The 21,642-nt window shown below is 64.3% G+C and carries 16 protein-coding genes and 1 tRNA gene; 12 read left to right on the top strand and 5 right to left on the bottom strand.

All coding sequences use genetic code 11. The annotated features are described in order from the left end of the window. Nucleotides 1–17 precede the first annotated feature (17 nt). The gene (locus ACNQOP_RS09660) at nt 18–1,499 is read left to right on the top strand and encodes an NAD-dependent succinate-semialdehyde dehydrogenase (RefSeq protein ID WP_416404337.1); all 1,482 of its coding nucleotides are present in this window, start codon (nt 18–20) and stop codon (nt 1,497–1,499) included. 129 nt (nt 1,500–1,628) lie between these two features. Here ACNQOP_RS09660 and ACNQOP_RS09655 read toward each other — a convergent pair whose 3' ends face one another. From ACNQOP_RS09655 to ACNQOP_RS09645, 3 genes are read right to left on the bottom strand one after another with little or no spacing between them, the layout of a single operon-like run. Then, a complete protein-coding gene (locus ACNQOP_RS09655) occupies nt 1,629–4,124 on the bottom strand; it encodes a transglutaminaseTgpA domain-containing protein (protein ID WP_416404336.1) in 2,496 nt (831 codons plus the stop codon). After that, a complete protein-coding gene (locus tag ACNQOP_RS09650) occupies nt 4,121–5,590 on the bottom strand; it encodes a DUF58 domain-containing protein (RefSeq protein ID WP_416404335.1) in 1,470 nt (489 codons plus the stop codon). Before ACNQOP_RS09650 ends, ACNQOP_RS09655 begins: the two co-directional genes overlap by 4 nt. Before the next feature lie 11 nt (nt 5,591–5,601). Then, entirely contained in the window at nt 5,602–6,690 is a 1,089-nt protein-coding gene (locus tag ACNQOP_RS09645; RefSeq protein WP_416404334.1) for an AAA family ATPase, read from the bottom strand. Nucleotides 6,691–6,862: 172 nt separating this feature from the next. On the opposite strand from ACNQOP_RS09645, the gene ACNQOP_RS09640 reads away from it, so the two are divergent. The 5 genes from ACNQOP_RS09640 (at nt 6,863) to ACNQOP_RS09620 (ending at nt 12,996) form a co-directional block, all read left to right on the top strand. After that, a complete protein-coding gene (locus ACNQOP_RS09640) occupies nt 6,863–7,759 on the top strand; it encodes a TatD family hydrolase (RefSeq protein WP_416404333.1) in 897 nt (298 codons plus the stop codon). 289 nt (nt 7,760–8,048) lie between these two features. Further along, nucleotides 8,049–9,209 carry a transglycosylase family protein gene (locus tag ACNQOP_RS09635; RefSeq protein ID WP_349469659.1) on the top strand — a complete coding sequence of 387 codons (1,161 nt, stop codon included), beginning with the start codon at nt 8,049–8,051 and terminating at the stop codon, nt 9,207–9,209. Between the two features lie 26 nt (nt 9,210–9,235). Then, a complete protein-coding gene (gene rsmA, locus ACNQOP_RS09630; RefSeq protein ID WP_235519382.1) occupies nt 9,236–10,117 on the top strand; it encodes a 16S rRNA (adenine(1518)-N(6)/adenine(1519)-N(6))-dimethyltransferase RsmA in 882 nt (293 codons plus the stop codon). Continuing rightward, nucleotides 10,114–11,106 carry a 4-(cytidine 5'-diphospho)-2-C-methyl-D-erythritol kinase gene (locus ACNQOP_RS09625; RefSeq protein WP_416404332.1) on the top strand — a complete coding sequence of 331 codons (993 nt, stop codon included), beginning with the start codon at nt 10,114–10,116 and terminating at the stop codon, nt 11,104–11,106. Before rsmA ends, ACNQOP_RS09625 begins: the two co-directional genes overlap by 4 nt. Nucleotides 11,107–11,157: 51 nt before the next feature. Continuing rightward, nucleotides 11,158–12,996, top strand: coding sequence for an ABC-F family ATP-binding cassette domain-containing protein (locus ACNQOP_RS09620; RefSeq protein WP_416404331.1), 1,839 nt, complete (start codon nt 11,158–11,160; stop codon nt 12,994–12,996). A 96-nt stretch (nt 12,997–13,092) separates the two neighbouring features. Here ACNQOP_RS09620 and ACNQOP_RS09615 read toward each other — a convergent pair whose 3' ends face one another. Both ACNQOP_RS09615 and ACNQOP_RS09610 read right to left on the bottom strand, forming a co-directional pair. Continuing rightward, nucleotides 13,093–13,494: a VOC family protein gene (locus ACNQOP_RS09615; RefSeq protein WP_416404330.1), complete on the bottom strand. Its 402-nt coding sequence runs from the start codon at nt 13,492–13,494 to the stop codon at nt 13,093–13,095. 123 nt (nt 13,495–13,617) lie between these two features. Next, nucleotides 13,618–14,217, bottom strand: coding sequence for a TetR/AcrR family transcriptional regulator (locus ACNQOP_RS09610; RefSeq protein WP_235519747.1), 600 nt, complete (start codon nt 14,215–14,217; stop codon nt 13,618–13,620). A gap of 277 nt (nt 14,218–14,494) precedes the next feature. On the opposite strand from ACNQOP_RS09610, the gene ACNQOP_RS09605 reads away from it, so the two are divergent. From ACNQOP_RS09605 to ACNQOP_RS09580, 6 genes are all read left to right on the top strand, one after another. After that, nucleotides 14,495–14,566: transfer RNA gene (locus tag ACNQOP_RS09605), tRNA-Gln, on the top strand. Between the two features lie 122 nt (nt 14,567–14,688). Continuing rightward, entirely contained in the window at nt 14,689–16,170 is a 1,482-nt protein-coding gene (gene glmU, locus ACNQOP_RS09600) for a bifunctional UDP-N-acetylglucosamine diphosphorylase/glucosamine-1-phosphate N-acetyltransferase GlmU (protein ID WP_416404329.1), read from the top strand. A 2-nt stretch (nt 16,171–16,172) separates the two neighbouring features. Next, complete coding sequence (locus ACNQOP_RS09595) at nt 16,173–17,153, top strand: ribose-phosphate diphosphokinase (RefSeq protein ID WP_011774071.1); 981 nt, start codon at nt 16,173–16,175, stop codon at nt 17,151–17,153. 306 nt (nt 17,154–17,459) lie between these two features. After that, complete coding sequence (locus tag ACNQOP_RS09590; RefSeq protein WP_235519390.1) at nt 17,460–18,035, top strand: 50S ribosomal protein L25/general stress protein Ctc; 576 nt, start codon at nt 17,460–17,462, stop codon at nt 18,033–18,035. A 111-nt stretch (nt 18,036–18,146) separates the two neighbouring features. Next, nucleotides 18,147–18,731 carry an aminoacyl-tRNA hydrolase gene (gene pth / locus ACNQOP_RS09585; RefSeq protein ID WP_416404328.1) on the top strand — a complete coding sequence of 195 codons (585 nt, stop codon included), beginning with the start codon at nt 18,147–18,149 and terminating at the stop codon, nt 18,729–18,731. Nucleotides 18,732–18,872: 141 nt separating this feature from the next. Continuing rightward, nucleotides 18,873–21,605 carry a LuxR C-terminal-related transcriptional regulator gene (locus tag ACNQOP_RS09580; RefSeq protein ID WP_416404327.1) on the top strand — a complete coding sequence of 911 codons (2,733 nt, stop codon included), beginning with the start codon at nt 18,873–18,875 and terminating at the stop codon, nt 21,603–21,605. Nucleotides 21,606–21,642: the final 37 nt, after the last annotated feature.

The following is a 21,642-nucleotide window of genomic DNA, read 5'->3' as shown; positions in this document are numbered from 1 at the left end:
AAGACGAAGGAGTCGCCATGACTGTCACGGTTGAACGCGAAAGCGAACTGCTGGCTTCCGTTCCCACCGGCCTGCTGATCAACGGTCAGTGGCGCCCGGCAGGATCCGGTAAGACGTTTGATGTTGAGGACCCCGCTACGGGCAAGGTCCTGCTCAGCATCTCCGACGCCGGTGCTGAAGACGGCGCCGCGGCCCTCGACGCCGCAGCTGCCGCCCAGGCTGATTGGGCCAGCACCGCCCCACGCGAACGCGGCGAGATCCTGCGCCGTGCCTTCGAGCTCGTCACCGAGCGTGCAGAAGACTTCGCACTCCTGATGACCCTGGAAATGGGCAAGCCCCTGGCCGAAGCCCGCGGCGAAGTGACCTACGGCGCAGAGTTCCTGCGCTGGTTCTCCGAGGAAGCGGTCCGCGTCTCCGGCCGCTACTCCGCAGCACCGGATGGCAAGAACCGCCTGCTCGTGCAGAAGAAGCCGGTTGGTCCCTGCCTGCTGATCACCCCGTGGAACTTCCCGCTGGCCATGGCCACCCGCAAGGTAGCCCCGGCCGTCGCCGCTGGCTGCACCATGGTCCTCAAGCCTGCCAACCTCACCCCGTTGACCAGCCTGCTGTTCGCCCAGGTCATGCAGGAAGCGGGCCTTCCGGCCGGCGTCCTGAACGTCATCCAGACCTCCACGGCCGGAGCTGTTACCGGCCCGCTGATCAAGGACGACCGTCTCCGCAAGATCTCCTTCACCGGTTCCACGCCGGTCGGCCAGGCACTGATCCGCGAAGCCGCGGACAAGGTCCTGCGCACGTCCATGGAACTTGGCGGCAACGCCCCGTTCGTCGTCTTCGAGGACGCTGACCTGGACAAAGCCGTTGAGGGCGCCATCGCCGCGAAGATGCGCAACATGGGCGAGGCCTGCACCGCAGCCAACCGCTTCATTGTGCACGAGTCCATCGCCGACTCCTTCGCAGAGAAGTTCGCAGCCCGGATCGGCGCATTGACCACGGCCCGCGGCACCGAAGCAGAGTCCAAAGTCGGTCCGTTGATTGACGGCAAGGCCCGCGACGGCGTGCACGCGCTGGTGACCGAAGCAGTAGAAGGTGGCGCTGAGGCAGTCACCGGTGGTGCCGCAGTTGACGGTCCCGGCTACTTCTACCAGCCCACCGTGCTGAAGAACGTGGCCGAGGACGCCCGTATCCTGCGTGAAGAGATCTTCGGGCCGGTTGCCCCGATCATCACGTTCTCCACTGAGGATGACGCGGTTCGCCTGGCCAACAACACCGAATACGGGCTGGTCGCCTACGTCTTCACCAAGGACCTCAACCGTGGCCTGCGGATCAGCGAACGCCTTGAAACCGGCATGCTGGGCCTGAACGCCGGTGTCATCTCCAACGCCGCCGCTCCGTTCGGTGGTGTCAAGCAGTCCGGCCTGGGCCGCGAAGGCGGCTCCGAAGGCATCGAAGAGTACCTCTACACCCAGTACGTAGGTATCGCGGACCCGTACGCCGACTAGGCTGCACAGGATCCGGTCTGCCGCTCTCGCAACAAGAACGTCAGACACATGCAGGGGCCCGGCCCCGGAACCACAAGTTCCGGCGTCGGGCCCTTTGCTGTCGAACGGGCAACAGTGTGGCCGGGCGCGTCAGCGGCGCTCGGGCAGCAACCCCCGGAGCGCCCGCCACCACCGGGCCACCGTCCACCCGAGCCGCTTTCCCAGCGCCCCAACAGCCCGGAACGGCGCACCCAGGGCATGGACCCAGCGGCGCATCATCGACGGCGGCAGCCAGTCCGCGCGAAAGCGCACCAACCAGGTAGCGTTGTTCCGCAGCGATTCACGGACGACGGCGATGCGCGTCGCCGCTGCCGGGGCGGCCTCTGCGGGGCGACCATAGCGCTGCCGTTCGAAGTCCGAGGTGAGCGAGGCAACCGCTGCGTGCGCGGCGTCGTCCATCCCGCCAACCTCGCCCAAAGCGGGACTCGAGCGGAGCTTGGCGGAGAAGTGCCTTGGCGTCTCGCTGGGCGTTGACTCCACCCCATAGTCAGTGGCGAGGTCCTGCAGTTCATCCCATGCCAGCTGCGGTGCTGTATCAAGAGCACCCGGCGGAACGACGGGGGACTCCTCGGCAGCCTTCCGGTTGAGGCGCCGCCGGCGAAGCAGGGACCTGCTCAGCCGGGGCGAGCACAAGAAGCCGATCAGCAGCAGGACCCCGGCAGCGATGGCAACCATGGCGGGGTACGGGTTGGCGCTGGCTGCCGTCGTTGCCGGCGTGTCAACGCCGGGCAGGGGCACAGGAGCGGTTGCCGGTGGGGCCTGCGTGGTGGGGACGTCTTTTTCATCCGCGTTGGTGCTGAGGTTCCCCACGGTGGAGCTCTCCGAGGCGTACTCCGGGACGACGCCCCGCGACGGCGTGGGTTCGAAAGGAACCCAGCCAAGGCCCTCAAAGTACAGTTCCGGCCAGGCGTGTGCGTCCCGGGCATCAACTTCGTACTCCGGGAACGACCCTTGGCCCACCAGCGCAACTGACTCGCCGGTGAGGCGGCCGGGCGCGTAGCCTACGGCGATCCGGCTTGGGATGCCCTCAGCCCGCGCCATCACGGCCATGGCAGATGCGAAGTGCACGCAGTATCCGCTCTTCACGGCAAGGAAGTCAGCCAGCACCGAGAGGCCGTTTCCGTCGTAGCCGTTTTGGACGGGGGCCTGCAGCGAGTAGGTGAACTCACCGGAGCGCAGGTATTTCTGGATGGCCAATGCCTTGGCGTAATTATTCGCCGCAGGGCGTGTCACCGCATCTGCTGTCTGGCGGACGATCTCCGGCAGGCCGTTGGGAATCCGCAGGAAGTCATCGGAGATCCCCTTGGGTGTGGGCGCAGCCTGGGCCAAAGCTTTCGCCGTGACCTTGGGTGCGGCGGAGAAAACGACGTAGCGCTGGGCGCGGGTGGTGGTCTCCGTGCTCATGATGCTGAGGGTCGCCGGATCCCAGGTCCAGTTTCCGTTGAGTCCGTTCACTGACGCCGGCGCGAAGGGCACGGGGAGGTAGGGGCTGGTGAACAGGCCCGCGTTGACTGAGGTCACGGCATTTACGACGTCGCCCTGGACCGAGTAGCCGGTCTCGATCCTGTCGGCACCGGCCCGCCTTTGCGCTGCCCGGTCATCCGGCGCCCAGGTCTCGCCGTCGAAATGGTCAATGGTGACCGAGCGCAGATACAGTGCGGAGCCGGAACTTGTGGCGTACGTTATCCGACCCGAACCAATGGGGCTGCGGAGGCTGTTGCCCAACGTGATCATGGGGTTCAGGCCGTTGGAAGTGCCCCACGGACTCAACCTCGATCCCTGCGGGAACGTACCCGTCTCGAAGCCGGGAATGGCCAGCGGGACCACCATGGCCAAAGCGAGCGCCAGCCCGCCCGTGACGACGGATCGGCGAAACTGGCCGGAACCGCGCCCCGTCCCTGTCTGGAACCGGGCGTCGGGGGCGAACCAATGGCTGCACCCGAGGATGAGGAGATATCCCACGGCCGCGCCGAGGAACCCTGGCATGCCCACGCTCTGGGGCTTGATGGTGGCCGGAACCACCATGATGGCAATCAGCCCAATTCCGCTGGCAGCCGGCATGGCCAGCGGAACAGCCAGCGCATCCACCAGGATCACCAGAAGGCCAAGGCAGGCACACATCACAAAGACGATGCCCGCATTGGGCGCCACCGGAGCGCTCTCGGAGACTACAGTCTCGCCAGCTCGCTTGATGAGGCGCCCGACGGCGGTCAACGTACCGGGGGTGGGGATGAAACCAGCCAGGCTGTCCTGGCGGCAGAAAATGAAGCTCAGCACACCCGTGAGGCTCGCCAAGGAGCCGAGGGTGGCCAGGATGGGCCGGGCGCCGAGGGCCCGCAGTCCGGCCAGGGCAAGCGAAACCACCACGACAGTGGTGATGAGCGGCATGAACCAGGCCCAGCCCCTCAGCACACCGTTCAAGGACAAAGCGGCTCCAAGGACTGCCACCGCGATGGATCCGGCCATCACCCACGGATACAACCCAGGCCCAGGGCGCCGCGGCCGGGTCCTCCTGGGCTCGTCCTGACCGGGTTTTCCGCCGGGTTGGGTCGCGGGTTCGGGGGAGCGGTGCGAAGTGGCAGTCATCGGGGCACCGCCGCCCCGCGCCGCACGTCCATGGCTGCGCCTGCAGCCGCGACGATGCCGCCCTCATCGAAGGAGGACCATGCTGCGACCAGGGACGTCCGGGACGTTACGGCGGCGACCCGCCAGCCGGCTTGCCGCAGGATTTCCAGCACGTCGTCGTTGCTGCGGGAAGAGTCGGTCATGACCAGGGCGAAAGCATTCGCGCCGTAGGCTGCGGCCGGGGCGAGGGCCCGTGCCTCGGCGGCGGTCATGGTCCCGACCAAGGCCAACAACGGGCCCCGCAGGCGGTGTGCCGCGAGCTTGTCCATCAGCCGGTCATCGAACACGGAGTCCTCTGATGCGCTGGCACCGGACTCGCGGTGGTCAGGACCGTGGTTGCCTTGGCTCCGCTGGTCCGCGCGGGAATGCTCCATCCGATGGTGGTCGCCCCGGACGTGCCTGGGGCCGCTGAGCTCTATGGCGGCCAGCCCCTCCGCGACCGCATGCAAGCCGCCAACACCTGCGAACTCCTCCGTGTCCGGCTCCGGCGCCGAACGGGAACGGAGGAAGGCCGGGCCGCCAAAGGAATCCAGGACCCGCAGGGAATAGTTCCGCTCCGCCAGGTGCCCGGCGATGGACATGGCAGCGGTGACCATCCACTCAAAGCTGGGGCTGGTCACCAGGTCCGAATCGTCGTCGTGGGCTCCGAACCCGGAGCCAGGGCCGCCTGAAAACGCGGTGAACCGCTGGTCCAGGATCAGGGTGGCTTCCGGCGTGGTGACGGACTCCTCCTGCCGAACCATGAGTTGGCCATGGCGGGCGGTGGCAGCCCAGTGGACGCGGCGCATCGGGTCCCCGTGCCGGTACTCGCGGGTCATGATGTCGTCGTCGCTGGGGTTGGCCCGGATCCGTGTCGCAGTTACGCCGTCGTTGCCGCGCGCTCCTGCCAAGCCCGTAGCGGGAAGTTCGACGGCGGCCGGCGTCACGGTGAGGATGTCGCCGTCGTCAATTGAATGGCGGCGCAACGACAAACCGAAAGGGTCGCTGAACTCGGCGGTGACCGGACCGATCCTGAACTGCCCCCGCTTGCCCGACCGCAAATGGTATTCATAGCGGCTGGTGCCGCCGGAAGCCGACCGCGCCGGGAAGCGGAAAGCGGGAGGTTCGCCGAACCGGGGCGGGAGTTGCTCTTCCATGATCACGTGGCCGCTGGTGTACGTGGACCGGGCAACGGCCAGGCGGACCGTGGTGGTGTTGGCTGTTTCCACTGTGGAGGGATTGAATTCCCGATACACCTGGAACTTCGGCTTGAGCACCCGGACGCCTGCCAGCGAGACCAACGGCAGGATAAGGAGGAGGACCGCCAAGGTCAGCAGGTCGCGCCTGCCCATGACGTACGCACAACCGAGTGCCAGGGCGCCCGCAGCCAGCAGTCCCCATCCGCGATTGGTGAACAAGTGCTTAGGAAGCCGATCCACGAGTGCCATATGCCCGCCTCCTAAGCGGTGTGCCGGTCCCTGCGGCCTTGGCCGGGCGTTTCCTGTGCCACCGGCAGGGAAGCGAGGATGCCCCGGATGATGCTTTGCGGTGTGTCGCCGGAACTCGTTGCCTTGCGGTCCAGAATGATCCGGTGTGCCAGCACCGACTCGGCCACGTCCACCACGTCGTCGGGGAGGACGAAGTCACGTCCATCGAGCGCCGCTGTGGCCTTGGCGGCACGCAACAGCTGCAACAGGGAGCGGGGGCTTGCACCCAGGCGGAGACGGGCGCTGTCGCGGGTAGCCCGGCCGATGGCAACCGTGTATTCCTTGATGGCCGTGGACACATACACCTGCTGGACCGCAGCAATCATGGCAGCAACATCGTTGGCCGTCACCACAGGGGTCACGTTGACCAGCGGCGAGGATGCCTGGTGCGTCTCAAGCATCTCGATTTCGGCATCCTTGTCCGGATAACCCATGGAGATCCGGGCCATGAACCGGTCGCGTTGGGCCTCAGGCAGGGGGTAGGTGCCTTCCATCTCGATAGGGTTCTGCGTTGCCACCACCATGAAGGGAAGACCCAGCTGGTAGGAGCGGCCGTCCACTGTCACCTGGTGCTCCTCCATGCACTCCAGGAGGGCTGACTGGGTCTTGGCGGAGGCGCGGTTGATTTCATCGCCGATCACGATGTTCGCGAAAACGGCACCCGGCCGGAACTCGAATTGCCGTGAGGACTGGTTATAGATGGACACGCCCGTGACGTCCGAGGGCAGGAGGTCAGGGGTGAACTGGATGCGTGAGACCGTACAGTCCACGGTCCTGGCCAATGTCTTCGCCAAGAGTGTCTTTCCTACGCCCGGCACGTCCTCCAGAAGAAGGTGTCCTTGGGCGAGCAGGACAGTCAGTGCCAGCTTGGCCGCGTCCGCTTTCCCGTCGATGACCTGGCCGATGGAGGCCAGGATGCGTTCACTTGCGTCGTGGAACCGTTCAGAGTCCATGACCTGCGGCTTGTGTCCGTTCAGGGCAGCGCCATCGTGGGGACGTTCACTGTAGGCCTGGTCATGGAGGGGCGAGGGTTCAACAGTGACTTGTCGCTTGGACTCCATGGATTGCCCTTCAGCCGTGGCCACACAACAGCAAACCCGCTGGTGCTGGCCGCCTTTCCGTTCCAGACTACCCAGAGTTTGGCCGTCGCTGACAGAGTGCTTCCGGAATTTATGTGCCAAGTGGAATTTATCTCCTCCGTTCCAAGGACCGCGGTCCGATTAAGGTGGAAAGATGTGCAACTCCCTCGCCCCTGCTCCGTACCGCGCGCCAGCCGATGCAACCGAACCCACGGATGCCCGAAAGGCATATCCACCGGCGCCCGAACCCCTGCCAGTGCCAGTGATGGACAACCACACCCACTTGGACTTCCGGCACGGCCTCATCGAAGTCTCCGTGCGGGACGCCATGGACGCAGCCGAGGCCGTGGGCGTGCAGGGCGCCGTGCAGGTGGGCTGCGACCTTGAGTCGTCCCGGTTCACTGTGCAGGCCGTGGAGAGCGATGCGCGCCTGCTCGGAGCCGTGGCCATACACCCCAACGATGCGCCCATCTATGCTGGCCGCGGTGAGCTGGAGTCGGCGCTCGCAGAGATCGAGGAATTGGCATCCCACCCGCGGATCCGGGCCATAGGCGAGACCGGGCTGGATTTTTTCCGGACCCACGGTGAAGGTTTGGCCCATCAGCGGTACTCGTTCCGGCGCCACATCGACATAGCAAAAAGGCTGGGTCTGACCCTGCAGATCCACGACCGCGACGCCCACGATGATGTGGTGCAGGTACTGGGGGAGGAGGGAGCCCCGGAGAGGGTGGTCTTCCATTGTTTCTCCGGCGACGCGGAACTGGCCAGGATCTGTAACGACAACGGTTGGTACATGTCATTCGCTGGGACCATGACCTTCAAGAACGCGGGGAACCTCCGGGAGGCATTGGCAATCGCCGAGCCCAGCAGGATCCTGGTGGAAACGGATTCGCCGTTCCTGACTCCGCACCCGCATCGAGGACGGCCGAACGCGAGCTACATGGTTCCGTACACAGTCCGTTCCATGGCAGAAGTGACAGGAAATGACCTCGCCGAGCTGTGTTCGCGGTTGGCCGAAAACACGCTGCGGGCCTACGGATCATGGGCCTGATGCCTGTTTGAGGGGTGGCGGAGGGCCTCTCAAATGGATACCGGGTATGCAGATGTCTTGGTCGCTTTATAACAGATCGGTTACTGTGTTAAACAAATAGCCGGGGTCGGGGAAGGCCTTCGGACAACTGGGCGGGATGATTCCGTGCCCACAAGTTGAATGATTTTGGCGGCGCAGATGCCGGCAGCAGGAGTGGGACCAGGCTTGTAGTCTGGCCCCTCCGTTTTGCGGCTGGCATTTCTTCTGTGCTTTTCCCCGTGCCCGGATGGTCTGAGAGTAATGGGCAATCGTGATCAAGTTCTTCACAACGGATGGCAAGTTCAGCTTCCTCAAAGTCGGAGCCCAGCTGCTGGTTGTTGCCGCGCTGGTAGTCGGTGTCGTCGCCTTCGTGGGCAACAACAAGACAGTCACGCTTAACGTCGACGGCAAAGTGAGCTCCATCCAGACCTTCGGCGGCACTGTGGACCAGGTGGTCAAGGCAGCCAAGGTCGAGCTGAAGGACGCAGACCGCGTTTCCCCTGCATTGGACAGCAAGGTCGAGAACGGCTCTGTGGTCAACGTCAACCTGGCTAAAGCCGTCTCCATTGAGTTGGACGGTGCCCGGAAGACCGTCAACACCACCGCTCCGGACGTGGCAGGCCTGGTGAGCGAACTCGGAGTGGCAAGCTCCGCCGAAGTGTCCCAGCCCAAGGAAGCCTCACTCCAGGTGACCGGCTCCTTCGTGTCGATCTCCACTCCCAAGACCATCAGCCTCGTCGCTGACGGCAAGGACACCAGCACCACGACGACGGCGCCCGATGTCGCCACAGTCCTCAAGGACGCCAAGATCATCGTCGGAGCAAACGATCGTGTGTCCCAGCCGGACAACGCTCCGATCGTCCAGGACATGGTCATCAAGGTTTCACGCGTGGATACCAGCAAGACCGACCAGGCCACCGAAGAGGTTCCTTTCGACAGCGTGAAGACCGACTCCGCCGACCTGTTCAAGGGCGAAGAGAAGGTCACGCAGAAGGGCGTACCCGGCTCACTGACGAAGAACTTCAAGTTGGTCATGGTTGATGGCCGCGAGGCATCCCGTACCCTCGTTTCCAGCGACGTCACCACCAAGCCTGTCACCGAGCAGGTCAGCGTCGGCACCAAGGCGCGCCCTGTCGCCACCCCGGCCAAGGCCGCCGCAGGAGCACCCACGTCCAGCGGTCCCACCGGCGCCCCGAACGAGGCCATGTGGGACAGGATCGCCCAGTGCGAATCCGGTGGAAACTGGTCCATCAACAGTGGTAACGGCTACTACGGCGGCCTTCAGTTCTCCGGTCCTACGTGGTTGGCCAACGGTGGCGGCGCTTACGCTGCCAACGCGAGCCTCGCCACCAAAGCCCAGCAAATCGAGATCGCCAACCGCCTCTACGCAAAGAACGGCCTCAGCGACTGGGGCTGCGCGCACGCAGCCTAGGTCCGCGCAGGCGATACGATACCTAGGTGACTGAACCGAATTCCGATCCCGCCGCCGTCGCGCCTTTGCTGGGCGCCACAGACATTCGACGGCTCGCCGAGGAAATCGGTGTACGCCCTACAAAAACCCTGGGCCAGAACTTTGTGATTGACGGCAACACGATCCGTAGGATCGTGGCTGCCGCCAATATCGACGCCGGTGAGACCGTTTTGGAGGTCGGCCCGGGCCTGGGTTCCCTCACCTTGGGCCTGCTAGACGCGGCCAAGTCAGTAGTAGCTGTGGAGATAGACCCGGTCCTGGCCGGGAAGCTGCCGGAAACGGTTCGGGCTTGGCGCCCGCACGCTGAAGAGAACTTCCACCTGGTGCTTTCGGACGCCATGAAAGTTACCGAACTGCCGGTGCCGCCCACGGCACTGGTAGCCAACCTGCCCTACAACGTGGCCGTACCAGTGGTGCTGCACCTGCTCCAGCATTTCCCGAGCCTGCAGCACGGGCTGGTGATGGTGCAGGACGAGGTAGCTGACCGTTTGGCCGCAACTCCCGGGTCCAAGATCTACGGTGTGCCCTCCGTGAAGGCCGCCTGGTATGGGCATATGCGCAAAGCAGGTGTCATCGGCATGAACGTGTTCTGGCCGGCACCTAAAATCCACTCGGGGCTTGTGGCGTTCACACGCCATGATCCACCGCAGACGCACGCCACCCGGGAACAGGTTTTCGCCGTCATCGATGCTGCCTTCGCCCAGCGACGCAAGACGCTCCGCGCAGCCCTGGCCGGTTGGGCCGGGAGCGCAGCTGAAGCGGAGCGTTGCCTTGTTGCAGCCGGTGTGGACCCGACGGCCCGCGGCGAGGTCCTGGATATTTCCGCCTACGTCAAAATCGCCGAAGCCCGCCACCCCGTGGACGCATGACGCCGGGGACCCGTAAACCGAGCAGCCTGCCGTTCGTGGGGGATCGCTTCCATGCCAGGACAGTGCGGGTTAAAGCTCCCGGGAAGGTCAACGTCTCCTTGAGCGTGGGCCCCCTGCGGGCCGACGGCTACCACTCGGTGGCCAGCGTCTACCTGGCCGTTTCCCTGTACGAGGAAGTAGCGGCTACCAGTACCGAGGCTGAGGGAATCACCATCAGCATCAGCCCGGACAGCACCTTGGACCTCGACGGCGTCGAGATACCGCTGGATGAGCGCAACCTCGCCTACAAGGCTGCGGCCATCATGGCGGAAATGTCCGAAAAGCCCACGGGCGTGCACCTGGAAATCACCAAGCGCGTACCCGTTGCGGGTGGTATGGGCGGCGGTTCCGCAGATGCCGCAGCGACGCTGCTCGCGTGCGATGCCTTGTGGAACAGCGGACTGTCCCGCGAAGAACTCGCGCACCTGGCTGCCGAGTTGGGCGCAGACGTGCCGTTCTCGCTCCTGGGGGGCACCGCCGTCGGCCTTGGCGTGGGCGACAAACTCTCCCCGGCGCTGGCAAAAGCCCAGATGGACTGGGTGCTGGTCTTTGCCGATTACGGGCTATCAACTCCCGATGTGTTCCGCACCCTTGACGGACTCCGGGATTCCGAAGGGGTAGACATTCCGGAGCCCGTGGACGTGGATCCCACCATTCTCCAAGCCCTCCGCCACGGTGACCCCGAGACACTGAGCCGGGTCCTCATCAACGACCTCCAAAGGGCTTCCATCACGCTCGCTCCACAACTGCGTGACACGATCGGCCTCGGCGAAGCACGCGGGGCGTTGGCCGGAATGGTCTCCGGCTCCGGCCCCACCATTGCGTTACTGGCGCGGGACCCAGTGTCCGCCGCTGTCCTCGCCGAAGAATTGACCCACCGGGGCCACACCGCGGTCGCGGTGCACGGCCCCGTTCCCGGTGCCCGGATCATCTCCGATACCCTCCTGTAGTACCCCTCCAGCTTTTAGCACCCGCATTCCAGCAGTAGAAAGTAGTACCCATTGGCCCACCTGCTCGGCGGCGAAAACCTCACGGTTTCGTTCGCGACCCGCACTGTCCTCGACGGCGTCACCCTCGGCTTGGAGGACGGTGACCGCATCGGCATGGTGGGCCGCAACGGCGACGGCAAATCAACCCTGATGCGGCTGCTCGCCTCGCGCTCAACGCCCGATTCCGGCCGCGTGACCAAACGCGGCGACGTCACCGTCGGCTACCTTGACCAAGGGGACGTGCTCGACGGCGACCTCACCGTGGGCGCTGCGATCGTCGGCGACCGCGCGGACCACGAATGGGCCGCCAACCCCAAAATCCGCGAAGTCATGGGCGGGCTGGTGGGCGACGTCGACTGGCACGCCAACGTCCACGCCCTCTCCGGTGGACAGAAACGCCGTGTCGCGTTGGCCAAGTTGCTCATTGAAGACCACGACGTCATCATGCTGGACGAACCCACCAACCACCTCGACGTCGAGGGTGTTGCCTGGCTTGCCCGCCACCTCAAGTCGCGATGGCGAGCCAACCAAGGTGCCTTCCTGGTGGTCACCCACGACCGCTGGTTCCTCGACGAAGTCTGCAACTACACCTGGGAAGTCCACGACGCCATGGTGGACATGTTCGACGGCGGTTACGCCGCCTACGTTTTGGCGCGCGCCGAGCGTGACCGGATGGCCGCCGTCGTCGAAAACAAGCGCCAGCAGTTGGTCAAAAAGGAGCTCGCGTGGCTTCGCCGCGGTGCCCCGGCCCGAACGGCAAAGCCCAAGTTCCGGATCGAAGCCGCCAACGACCTCATCGCCGACGTGCCCGATCCGCGCGACTCCGTGGCACTCAGCAAGATGGCCACCGCCCGCTTGGGCAAGGACGTCCTCGACCTTGAGAACGTGTCCCTCGACTTCCTCGACGGCGAGGACGGGCAGAAGCTTTTCGACAACATCACCCTTCGGCTTGCACCGGGCGAACGCCTGGGACTCGTGGGCGTCAACGGCGCGGGCAAGTCCACCTTGTTGAAACTGCTCAACGGTGAAATCCAGCCCACGTCCGGCAAAGTGAAGCGCGGAAAGACCGTGGTCACCGCCGTGCTCACCCAGGACGTCAAGGAACTCGACGACGTCTCGGACCTGCGCGTCATTGAGGTCATTGAGCGCGAGAAGCGGTCCTTCAGCGTGGGCGGCAAGGAATTCACCGCGGGACAGCTCGTGGAACAGCTGGGGTTCACCAAGGAAAAGCAATGGACCCCGGTCTCCGACCTTTCCGGTGGTGAGCGCAGGCGGCTGCAGCTCCTTCGCCTGCTGGTAGGGGAGCCCAACGTCCTCATGCTCGACGAACCCACCAACGACCTCGACACCGACACCCTTGCCGCCGTCGAAGATGTCCTGGACGGTTGGCCCGGCACGCTCGTAGTCGTCAGCCACGACCGCTACCTCCTGGAACGCGTCACCGACAACCAAATGGCGTTGCTGGGCGACGGCAAACTCCGTGGGCTGCCTGGCGGCGTAGACCAATATCTTGAGCTGCGCGAAGCTGCCCTGGCCTCAGGCGCGGTGGGCGGCGGCTCCGGCGCGCCGACTTCTGCCAGTGGAGCTTCCACTTCCTCTTCGTCCGGGTCTCCTTCAGGTGCCAGCGAAGCAGAAAAGCGCGAAGCCCGGAAGGACCTGAACAGGATCGACCGCCAACTCGGCAAGATCGCCCAGCAGGAAGAAAAGCTTCACACCCAGATGGCTGCGAAGTCCGAATCCGGCGACTTCGACGCACTCAGCGATCTCAATGCCAAGCTCCGCGAATTGCTGGACGAGAAAGAGGGCCTGGAGCTCGAGTGGTTGGAGGCCGCCGAAATCCTGGGCGAGTAGTTCAGGCCCAACGCTCTCTCATGTCCCGCCGGTTTGGGCGGGACGCTCTCTCACATCCCGTAGCTTTCCCGCTGACGCTCGCTCACGTCACGCGTGCTATTTGGCGGCCTCGTAACCCAGGAGCCAGTGCAAACCGTGGCGGTCGACAACCTGGCCGTCTGATGCGCCCCACGGCTTCTGGGCCAGGGGATCGACGATTCGGCCGCCGTCGGCAAGCTTGTCGAACCACTCGTGCAGGACCGCAGGCTCGGCCGCTCCGAGCAAGCTAAGCATGGCGCCTTCGATGCGGACGCTCTTCTCACCCGCCCCTGCGTCAGCGCCGGCCAAGGCAACGACTCCGCTCAGGACCCCATGGGCGATGGCGTCCGCGGGTCCGTCAGTGCGTGAGAAGTCCTGATACGAGTGAAGGGTTAGTTCTCCGCCAAAGATTTCCGCGTAGAAACCCAGGGCTTCGCGGGCAGTACCTGGGAAGAGGACATAGATTTGCGGTGCTGTCATGGGCAAATCCTACGAACACGGCCCGGTTTCTCCTGCGCTGACACGTCGTGGGCCCGCTTCTCCGTCGTTGCCCAGCGACGCAATTGCGGGTTGGCGACGGAACTAGGGGAGAAAGGGGCAGGCTCAGCCCTCGGAACGCAGCTCGGGCTCTTTCTGCAGGCCGGTGAGCCCGTTCCAGGCAAGGTTCACCAAGTGGGCTGCAACCGCCCGTTTGTCGGGTTGGCGGCTGTCGAGCCACCACTGGCCCGTCATGGCCACCATGCCTACGAGCATTTGCGCGTACATGGCACCGTCGGCTGCGCTGAAACCCCGACGGGCGAATTCGTCCGAAAGCAGGTGCTCGACGCGCGCTGTGACATGCGAGAGCAGGGTTGAGAAGGCGCCTTCGGGCTGGGATGGTGGGGCGTCCCGCATGAGGATCCGGAATCCATCCGTGCGGTCTTCGATGTAGCCCAGAAGGGCCAGCGCGGCACGCTCCACCAGGACGCGGGGCTTGGCGTCGGCGCTCAGTGACTCGGTGATGGAGTCCAGGAGTATCCGGAATTCGGTCTCCACGACTTGGCGGTACAGACCCTCCTTGGACCCGAAATGTTCGTATATGACCGGCTTGGACACACCGGCCGTGGCTGCGATTTCCTCAATGGTGGTGCCGTCCAGCCCACGGGCGGCGAAGAGTGCGCGGCCGATGCCAATGAGCTGGGATTTGCGCTGCTGCCCAGTCATCCGAACGCGCACTGCCGGACCGTTGTGGGCGGCGTCAGCGGGCTCGACGGCGGCCACTGGCAGGGAGATTTCAGTGCGCTTGCTCACGTGACCATCATGCCCCAGGTGCCACCCGGTAAGGGCGAAGGTGGTGTTCATTGGAGCGTCGCGGAACGAGTGGGGGCCAGCCGAGTCGCGAACCACGCAAAGGTCATGGCAAACTAGATTCTTGTGTGTGCATCCCGGTGAGCCGGGAAGCCCCCGGGCCCTGCCGCCTGGAGGTGTCAACCATGCACGGTCCGCTCTGGTGTAACGGCAGCACCCCGGCCTTTGGAGCCGTGGAGTATAGGTTCGAATCCTATGGGCGGAACGGTCGGAAAATGCGCTCCTCTCTGTACCTGGAACGGCTTGAACGGTGCCTGGGTCCATTGTTGGATGGCAGCATTCCGAAGCCGGGTTACCCGGGACATACCGAGCAAGGAGAGCCAGTACGTGAGCCCCGAAACCACCGGTCCCGCAGCGGTCATTGTTCTGGCCGCCGGCGCCGGAACGCGCATGAAGTCGCGGACTCCCAAGATTCTCCACGAAATCGGCGGGCGCTCCATGGTGGGCCACGCTCTCCTCGCCGCCCGTTCCATCTCCCCGCTGAAGCTGGCGCTTGTTGTCCGCCACGAGCGGGACAGGGTTGCGGAGCACGTCACAGCACTGGATCCCGAGGCACTCATTGTTGACCAGGACGAGATTCCCGGCACCGGCCGCGCGGTGGAAGTCGCGCTCACAGCGCTCGACGCCGAAGCTGAACTCACCGGCACGGTAGTAGTGACCTACGGCGACGTCCCGCTGCTGACAGGTGAACTCCTCGGTGAACTGGTGACAACCCACGAAGCCGAGGGCAACGCAGTGACGGTGCTCACCGCGGTCCTGGACGATGCCACCGGCTATGGCCGGATCCTCCGCGCCGAAGACGGAACTGTCACCGGCATCCGTGAGCATAAGGACGCGAGCGAATCCGAGCGCAGCATCCGCGAGGTCAACTCAGGCATCTATGCCTTTGACGCGGCAGTCCTCAGGGACGCACTCAAGAATGTGACCACGGACAATGCCCAGGGCGAGATGTACCTGACCGATGTCCTCGGTTTGGCGCGCGACGCCGGCGGCCGGGTCGCCGCGGTCGTCACTGAAGACCGCTGGCAGGTTGAGGGTGCCAATGACCGCATCCAGTTGTCGGCGCTGGGCGCTGAGCACAACCGCCGGATCGTCGAGGCCTGGATGCGCGCCGGCGTGACCGTCGTGGATCCCAACACCACGTGGATCGACTCCACCGTCACCCTGGACGAAGACGTCCGACTGCTGCCCAATACGCAACTTCACGGTTCCACCACGGTGGCCCGTGACGCCGTCGTCGGACCTGACACGACCCTCACCGACGTCACTGTCGGCGAAGGCGCGAAGGTAACCCGCACGCACGGTTCCGGCTCCGCGATTGGTGCCAAGGCAAGCGTGGGACCGTTCACGTACCTCCGCCCGGGCACGGTGCTGGGGGAGACCGGCAAGATTGGCGCATTCTATGAGACCAAGAACGTGACGATCGGCCGTGGTTCCAAGCTCTCACATCTGGGCTATGCCGGCGACGCCGAGATCGGTGAGGACACCAATATTGGCTGCGGCAACATCACTGCCAATTACGACGGCGAGAAGAAGCACCGCACGGTTATCGGCTCCGGCGTCCGCACAGGTTCCAACACCGTGTTCGTCGCCCCGGTGACTGTTGGCGACGGCGCGTACAGCGGTGCCGGCGCCGTGATCCGTAAGGACGTCCCCGCCGGTGCCTTGGCCCTGAGCCTGGCCGCGCAGCGGAATGCCGAAGACTGGGTCATCTCCAACCGCCCAGGCACGGCCTCAGCACAGCTGGCCCAAGCCGCGCAGGCTTCCACATCCTCCCAATCCCCGGCAACCACAGAAGAGGGCAACTAGGCATGAGCGAAATTACCGCACACGGCGAGAAGAAATTGATTCTCGCCGCCGGAAGGGCGCATCCGGAGCTGGCGCAGGAAATCGCGAAGGAGCTGGAGACCGAACTCCTGCCCATCGACGCCTACGACTTCGCCAATGGGGAAATCTACGTCCGTTCGGCCGAGAGCGTGCGAGGCACTGACGCCTTCGTCATCCAGGCCCACCCGGCTCCCTTGAACAACTGGCTCATGGAGCAGTTGATCATGATCGACTCCCTCAAGCGCGCCTCTGCCAAGAGGATCACGGTTGTTTCCCCGTTCTACCCGTACTCCCGCCAGGACAAGAAGGGCCGCGGCCGCGAGCCGATTTCCGCCCGCCTCGTTGCCGACCTGTACAAGACGGCCGGCGCGGACCGCATCATGTCCGTTGACCTGCACACCTCGCAGATCCAGGGCTTCTTTGACGGTCCCGTTGACCATCTGATGGCCATCCCGCTGCTGGCTGACTACATCCGCACCAAGGTCGAAGCCGACAACATCACAGTTGTTTCGCCCGACACCGGCCGCGTCCGCGTCGCCGAGCAGTGGGCTGAGCGCCTCGGCGGTGCCCCGCTGGCGTTCGTGCACAAGAGCCGCGACCTCACGGTTCCCAATCAGGCCGTCTCCAAGACGGTCGTTGGCCAGGTCGAGGGGCGCACCTGCGTTCTCATCGACGACATGATCGACACCGGCGGAACCATCTCCGGCGCCGTCCAGGTGCTGAAGAACGCCGGCGCCAAGGACGTCATCATCGCTTGCACGCACGCCGTGTTCTCCGACCCCGCGGCCCAGCGCCTGGCGGATTCCGGGGCGCGTGAAGTGGTTGTCACCAACACGCTGCCCATCCCGGCCGAGAAGCGCTTCCCGTCGCTGACGGTGTTGTCGATCGCGCCGCTGATCGCCCGCGCCATCCGTGAAGTGTTCGACGACGGTTCGGTCACCAGCCTGTTCGACGGCAAGGCCTGATACCCAAGCCCCATGAAACGGGCCACCTGCCGCCTCCGGGCGTGCGGGTGGCCCGTTTTCAGTTTGAAGGGTGTTCGCTGCTAAACTTTTGGGGATACCTTGGCGAGGGAGAGCACATCCGGTTCGCAGCAGTGTGAACCAGGGTTGCGGGTCTCCGTTATCGACTGGGTCTGCATCTCCTTCAACACAGGCGGAATGGCTGCACAGCGGCCAATCCCAGCCGGGCGTAGAAGGTCTCCAGACCTCCGCCCTTGCTGATAGACCTGTCCGGCCTTCGCCGGACGCCACAGTAATCAAGGAGTACACATGTCTGAGCAGAAGCTCACCGCAGAACTGCGCACCGAATTCGGCAAGGGTTTCGCCCGCCGTGCACGCATGGCCGGCCAGATCCCGGCTGTCATCTACGGCCACGGCGCAGAGCCGATCCACATCAACCTGCCGGGCAAGGCAACCACGCTGGCAGTGCGCGTTTCCAACGCACTCCTCGCGATCGACGTTGACGGCGAGCAGCACCTGACGCTGGTCAAGGACATCCAGCGCGATCCCGTAAAGCAGATCATCGAGCACGTTGACCTGCAGACCGTGAAGGCCGGCGAGAAGGTTACCGTCGACATCGCGATCCACGTTTCCGGTGAAGTTGCACCGGGTGCCGTTGCCAGCCTCGAAGCCACCACGGTTTCCCTCGAAGCTGAGGCAACCCACGTGCCCACCGCCGTCGAGGTCAACATCGAAGGCCGCAAGGCCGGCGAGAACGTTCACGCTTCGGACCTCGAACTCCCCAAGGGTTCCACGCTGCTCACCGAAGGCGACACCCTGGTGGTCCGCGTCGCTGAAGCCGCCGCCTCCGAGGAAGAAGAGACCACGGAAGCAGCCGCAGAGTAGTCTTCTGACTGCTTGAGGCTCCTGCCTTGAAATGGCCGGGTCCCCCTTGGGGTCCCGGCCATTTGCCTTTGCCCTTGAACACGGACCGTGACGCTTTCCTAGGATGGGATCATGACTGACACCTGGCTGATTGTCGGCCTCGGCAACCCCGGCAGCGAGTACAGCAACAACCGGCACAATGTGGGCCAGATGGTGTTGGATGAGCTGGCCTCACGCATGGGAGGGAAGTTCAAGACCCATAAAGCGCGGGCCCAGGTGGTGGAGGGCCGGCTTGGCATTGGCGGACCGCGGGTGGTGTTGGCCAAGCCCATGACGTACATGAATGTCTCCGGCGGCCCGGTCGCCGGATTGTGCAACTTTTTCGACATCGCCCCGGACCACGTCATCGCTGTCCACGACGAGATCGACATCCCTTTTAACACGGTCAAGTTAAAAACAGGTGGCGGTGAAGGCGGACATAACGGCCTTCGGGACATCTCCAAAGCCCTCGGCACCAAGGACTACTACCGCGTTCGCGTGGGTGTTGGAAGGCCGCCGGGACGAATGGAAACTGCCGACTACGTACTGCGCGATTTCGGCACCGCAGAAAAGAAGGATCTCCCGTTCCTCATTGACGAAGCAGCCGACGCCGTGGAGTTGCTCATGGCCCAGGGGTTGCTGGCGGCGCAGCAGAAATACCACCCCGCCAAAACTTGAGCAAATCTTGAGGAAAGCCTGATCAAAGCCTGACGGTCCCCAGGACCCTAAGGCCTACACACTGTCGGCGCCCGAAGGTAGTGTGCATGGTACGCAGAAGAGCGGTGGGGGACTGTCGCGGATGTGTAGCTAAGGATGCGGATGTCGGCGGAGTTGCTAAACAGGAGCGGTGGAGGCGCAGCGAGGGCTGCGGCTCCTGATCTTGTGGGCGGCGCGACGGATCGGCAAACGTGGTCGCTCCTGGCACGAAGCCGTGATGTGTCCAAGGCAGTGCAGTTCCTTGAGTCCTCGGACTCCTCCGGCGTGGTCCTGACCGGTGATCGGGGGATCGGCAAGTCCGGCGTCGCACGCGCGGTCGTCTCCTCGCTGGGACCCAAGGTCCACAGCCTGCAACTGCGCAATACCGTGGCCGGCGCACAAACCCCCTACGGATGCCTTGGCTTCCTTCTGGCGCGTTTGCCTTCCGAGGCCGTCAGCTCGCCAACAGGCATCCTGCACGCAGTGACCAACTTGATCCGCTCAGAAGCTGCAGGTCGGGAGACAGTCTTCATCGTGGACAATGCCGGCGGTATGGATCCGATGAGCACGGGGGTCCTGTTGAACCTCATGGCCACGGGAACCGCCAAAGTGATCGCCACGGTGCAGCGCTCAAGCGAACTCCCCGCAGACTTCCACCGCCTGGTCCTTGAGGGCGAGCTCGCTGAAGTGCATTTGAACACGCTCAGCGAAGAACAGACAAAGCAGGTGCTTGGTTCCGTCCTCGGCCACTACGTTTCTTCCACCTTGGTGGGTTCGTTGCATTCTGCCGTGGGTGGTAACCCGATGCTGCTGCATGCCCTCCTGGAGGAGCAACGGCATTCAGGCAACCTGGTCCTCAATGATTCCGTGTGGACGCTCCGCGACCGGATCAAGCTTGAAGGCGCGACCGTGGTGGAGGACTTCGTCCGTTCCAGGCTGGCGCGCGAACCGCAAGCCAGCAGGACCGTCGTCGAAATCCTGGCTTGCGCTCAGCGCGCGACGCTCGTTGACCTGGCAGGCCTCGTTGATACTGACGTCCTGGTGGAGATGGAAGAGCGTGGCCTGCTCACGGTCGAACGCGGTGAGGCGCACTGGGTCTCGCTGCGGGACCCTTATATGGGTGAGGTTGTCCGTGGGTGGCTCAACACCCGTCGGATGAAGGAGCTTCGACTCATGCTCCACGGACCCAAAGAGCCCGACCTTCAGGGGCTGGCAGCGCAGGACCTGCTGAGCTACGCAGCCTGGATGCACGCCTCAGAAGACGAGCCCACACCCTCTCCCTCCTTGGCATTGGCCGCAGGCAGGGCAGCTTTGGACGACTATGACCCCAACTTTGCCATCCAGTGCACGCAGTCACTTGACCCGAAGGACAGTGAGTGGGTCCCCGGACAGCGCCTGAAAGCTGCCGCCTACCTCATGCTTGACCTTCCCCTGCACGCCGCACAGGCGCTGGATGAAGTCTCAGAGCAGCATGTGTCCGCCCTGGACCCGCTGGAATTTGCCGAACTCACGGCCTCGAAATGCCAGGCCATGACGTGGATCGATGGCCGCTCGGCCTTGGTCCCCGGCGTCATCTCGGACGGACTGGAAAAGCTCGACGCCATGAACGGCGCACACCCGGCGGGGACCATGGCCAAGGCACGGAACCGGCTCCAGCTGTGCAGCTACGAGTACAACACCTTCATGGGTGAGTACGCGGCCATGATTGATTCCTTGGAAGAAGAGCTGGACAAAGACCCCGCCGAGGACATGGAGCACTGGTTGCGCTCGTCCTTGTTCCTGGTGGAGGCCCGCTGCATGATGGGCCGGGAGCTTGATGCCCAGGAGCTTGCCCGCGCCGTTTCGCGGCAGCTGGGAGATACGGACCGACCCGGCCAGCTTGAGGAAGCATTCGCCAGGCACACATTTTTGGTCTTGTTGCTCTCCGGACAATGGCGGCAATGCATTGAGCTCGTCCGCCGCACCCCCTCACGATCGTCCCGCCTGCAGTACAGGGGTGCGCTCACTGAATTGGGAATCGGATTGGCCTACGCTTACGCAGGGAAGCCAGCGAGCGCGATCGAGCCCCTGCGGTCAGCGGTTGCGCAACTGGAGCTGCGCCCGGCCATGAACATGAACAAGGTAGGTTATGCGGCCACCGCATTCGCCTACGCCCAGCTGGGCAACTCGGTGGAAGCGGGCCGGTACTTGGACCTGTACCGCACCTGCCGGGGTGTTGGCACCTACTTTTCAGAGTCCGTTGCCGAGTTCTGCGCTGAGATGGCCGGGCGGTGGATGGGTGACAGGGACGTCAAGCAGCGGCTCATGGCCCGGGTCCGCAATGACTTGGAAAACCAGCGCTACACCACGGCCGGTATCTGCCTCTTCGGCGCGACAGTGGAAGGCACGGATGAGGAATACCGGCTTCTGGAAGACATCGCCGGCCACCGACAAGGGCCGCTGGCCAGGATCTCAGCAGACCTGGCACGCGGAGCGCTGAACAAGAGCTCCAAGTCGATGCTTGCCGCCGCTGACGCCGCCTCGGCGCTGGAACTGTTGGTCGTCGAAGCACGGTGCGTGGCCATGGCCCTGGACTTTGCACGCGAAGCCGGCGAGTCCACAGCTGCCCGGACAGCCCAGTTGAGGCTCGAACGGCTGGAGCACTCGGTTTCGGCGCTGCCCATCCAGCCGCGCAGCGACGCGCCGGTGTTGACGGAACGGGAACGCCAAATTGCTAAACTCGCCGGAAAGGGTGTCAGCAATCGCGAAATCGCGATGGATATTGGGGTGTCTGTGCGAACTGTGGAAGGCCACCTGTACCAGGTGTTCACCAAGCTTGGTGTTTCGTCTCGAGGCGAGCTCAATGGGCTGCTGTGAGGTTGGACCCGGAAACCCCTTAGGGTCGGCACGGATT

Source organism: Arthrobacter sp. LFS091 (genome assembly GCF_047977885.1).
Taxonomy (GTDB): Bacteria; Actinomycetota; Actinomycetes; order Actinomycetales; family Micrococcaceae; genus Arthrobacter.
Note: the sequence above shows the minus strand (reverse complement) of the source record. Positions and strands in the feature narration are given on the sequence as shown.